Source organism: Nostoc sp. (assembly GCF_054880495.1).
Genome location: NZ_JBTYKD010000383.1, coordinates 1 through 3,034 on the forward strand (window position 1 = coordinate 1; position 3,034 = coordinate 3,034).

The window sequence follows — 3,034 nt, forward strand, 5'->3', positions numbered from 1 at the left end:
GTTTTTCAACCAGAATTAGTGCGACTATGTGCTGAAACAGGTGTGGCTGTGGTTTTTATACCGGAACTTCCCAAGACAAGAGCCTGTGGAGCAACACGCTGGTTAAATCCTCAAAAAGCGCTGATTCAACTCAGCCTGCGGCATAAAACTGATGACCATTTATGGTTTGCTTTCTTCCATGAATCTGGTCATATTCTGCTGCATGGTAAGCGTGATGTCTTCCTCGAAGGGAAAGGTGTTGCTGCTGTTGAAGATTTAGCGAAGGAGGAAGAAGCAAACAAATTCGCTGCGGACATACTTATCCCCCCAATTGAGTTGAAGCGATTTCTAGCTTCAGATCAACAACGCACTAAAGTGGGCATTGAGCAGTTTGCTGCTGAAATTGGCATTGCACCAGGGATTGTAGTTGGCAGACTTCAGCATGATGGAATTTTACCACCTAGTCACTGCAATGACTTAAAGCGGCGATTTGAGTGGGCTTTAGATAAACAAGAAAGCTAATTGTTCAACAATTAACTTTCTTGTTTAAACGGCGGTAACTCAGAGATAGCACTTTATTCTGTTGTTCATAAATAGTAGTAATTATCATGCAGCTTAAGTAGCAAACAATATGGACGAAGAGTTAAAATTGCGGATTGCATCTTTTTTTGATTTTTGGAGACAACGACACGCATTCATCAGTAAGTTAAACCTTATCGAACAAAGGTACGAAGGCAACGTGTTGCTGTGGGGTTCTCTTGACGCTCTTTCCAATTTGTGGACAGAGAGTATCGGCAAGAAAGATTGCAGCAATACTGGTAAACGGATTATTTTTGATGCGTTTCTTGCACGTTACGGTGGTGAGTTATTCCAGCTTGTTTCACTACCAGACCTGTGGAGCAAAGTGGATCGAGGAGATACCTGCATAAACCAAAAGAAAGGAGTAAAACTGCCGGAGAATGTATCTACATTCTTAAGCACAATTGGAGAACGTCGTACCCCTGAGTTTATTGAGCAATACCAAACTCGCTGCACTTCGCAGGATTTGAGTCTGGGTGCGATAATCAACAAGACTCTAGCGAATTGCCCTGAAACAAATCGTACTGAGCTTGAGCAATGGTTAACTTTGTCCCGATACGGTGCAATCGCTTACAAGGAAATGCGAAATGCCTACATCCATGAAGGAAAACCAGGAAAGAGAACGCATGACTTTAAGTTATACGGGTGGGCAGAGAGACCGACATACCGTAGCTCGGTGTATGGTACGCCCCCAATAATGGGATTTAGTGTTGAATTTATGTTGGGTGTGTTCAAACGGTGCATAGAAGAGTTTGAAGTTGAAGCACTAGCGTTGCAAGTAGACCCAGCGCCGGATTAATAAGGATTTTTTTTGGTTGCTTTGGTCTGATTTCTCGCCGACTGAGCGATCGCGCTTTGTGGTACTGCTTCCTCCCTCTCAGATTGGATGTCGTGATACCTCGTTTCTAACAGCCAGTTTGAAAATGTGAAAAGTAAGCTATGGAATAGGTAAATTCAATTGGCAACCATGCTCAAAATATAAGTTAAATCAATTTCTTCATTCTTATACATTTATAGCAATGCTAAAAATCTGCCCTTATAGACAGTCTAGAAGAAGCAAACTAGAATGCACTATCACTGAACAACAAGGGAAAAACTTTACCTCATCTACCTCAGTAAGTATTTGTAATGAATGTTCAATTCCTGAAATTATTCAACAAGTAAATTGTAAAAATCTTAATTTAATAAAATTCCACTCAGGGATTCAAACACAAACCTTTGATGCAATACCAGAAGAGTATGTTTCTGAAAGTGGTTGGCGAACCTACTGTCAGGTTATAGGCTTTAACAGTTCAAATGATTATAAGACCAAGTGTTCGCCTAATTGTCCTGCATTCCAACCTATAAATCGTGATTTATCAAGTGAAGAATTAATTTTAATACCAAACTTCAATGCCGCAAAAGCGACTGACCGCGAATTAAGACAGGCAGTTTTGTTAATTTTGTACAAATACCATACTAGACATCCTGAACGGTATCTTTCTTTTGATGTAACACATGAGTTTATAGCCAAAAGTCTCAATATTAGTGTTCCAGATGTAGTGCGAGTTATTTTCCCTATGGAAGACGAGCAAGAAGTCGTAACTGAGCGATATCTAGGAGAGGCATATTTCCGACGTGTAAGGATTACAAGCCGGGGAATTCAAATGATTGATGAAGAACTATTATTTGGCCGTTTGAATACAGCTGAAGTAAGAGTTATGGGGACTTTGATTAATATGCCTAACTCCCAAGTTTCTGCGCTTTGTATCGGAGATAATAATCAAAATCAAGGAGAATTTATGTCAGAAGCTTCTAAATATGATATGCGAGGCTCTAACTTTCCAGGTGGGTTTGCTGAAAATAACTACGGTAATATGGTAGAAAATCAAATCAACTATGCTATTCAACAAAATTTAGTAGAAGCGGCAACAGAGATTCAACAACTTTTGACTCAATTACAAAATCAAGGATTAACCATACAAGAAGCCCAACAACAAGCTGCTCAAGACTTAGCTCAAAAGGCTCAAAGTGATCCCACGATTAAGAGCAAGCTGCTTAACTGGAGACAATCTTTAGGTGACGCTGCTGCCAAAGCCATTATAACTGAAGCAACAAAAGAGGTTTTCAAATTAGCTTTGGGATTATTAGGAATACCAATGCCATAGAGTTTAGTTAATAGTTTTTGCTCTTAATTTGTGTTGCTTCTTATTACACCGATGGCAAGTGATGATTGAAAGCGATCGCTAATATGTAGGTGGTTGCCATTGCCCGTCTGTATTTAAACCCGTGGCAAATGTAAAGCACTACTATCACCGGGGCGTATGTGAATATAACCAGCCGTTGTGGAAATATCGGCGTGGCCCATTGTTTGCTGGAGCAACGGGATAGGCGTACCCCTCTCAGGGCAAACGCATCTAAATATTGACGAACCTGAATCAGGATGAAATACACCAAAACTCAAACTACATAAGGCTTTGAGGAAATTAAATCTCAC

Annotated in this window: 3 protein-coding genes and 1 pseudogene; 3 read left to right on the plus strand and 1 reads right to left on the minus strand. The window is 40.2% G+C overall.

What is annotated here, in order from left to right:
• The 3 genes from ACYTXL_RS32715 to ACYTXL_RS32725 form a co-directional block, all read left to right on the plus strand.
• A partial coding sequence (locus ACYTXL_RS32715) for an ImmA/IrrE family metallo-endopeptidase (protein ID WP_461928229.1) occupies nucleotides 1-501 on the plus strand: 501 nt, incomplete at its 5' end.
• 109 nt (nucleotides 502-610) lie between these two features.
• Entirely contained in the window at nucleotides 611-1,357 is a 747-nt protein-coding gene (locus tag ACYTXL_RS32720) for a hypothetical protein (protein WP_461928230.1), read from the plus strand.
• A gap of 220 nt (nucleotides 1,358-1,577) precedes the next feature.
• A complete protein-coding gene (locus ACYTXL_RS32725) occupies nucleotides 1,578-2,705 on the plus strand; it encodes a hypothetical protein (RefSeq protein WP_461928231.1) in 1,128 nt (375 codons plus the stop codon).
• Nucleotides 2,706-2,818: 113 nt separating this feature from the next.
• Here ACYTXL_RS32725 and ACYTXL_RS32730 read toward each other — a convergent pair.
• Nucleotides 2,819-3,034 (minus strand): annotated as a pseudogene (locus ACYTXL_RS32730) (hypothetical protein); the annotation flags it as partial.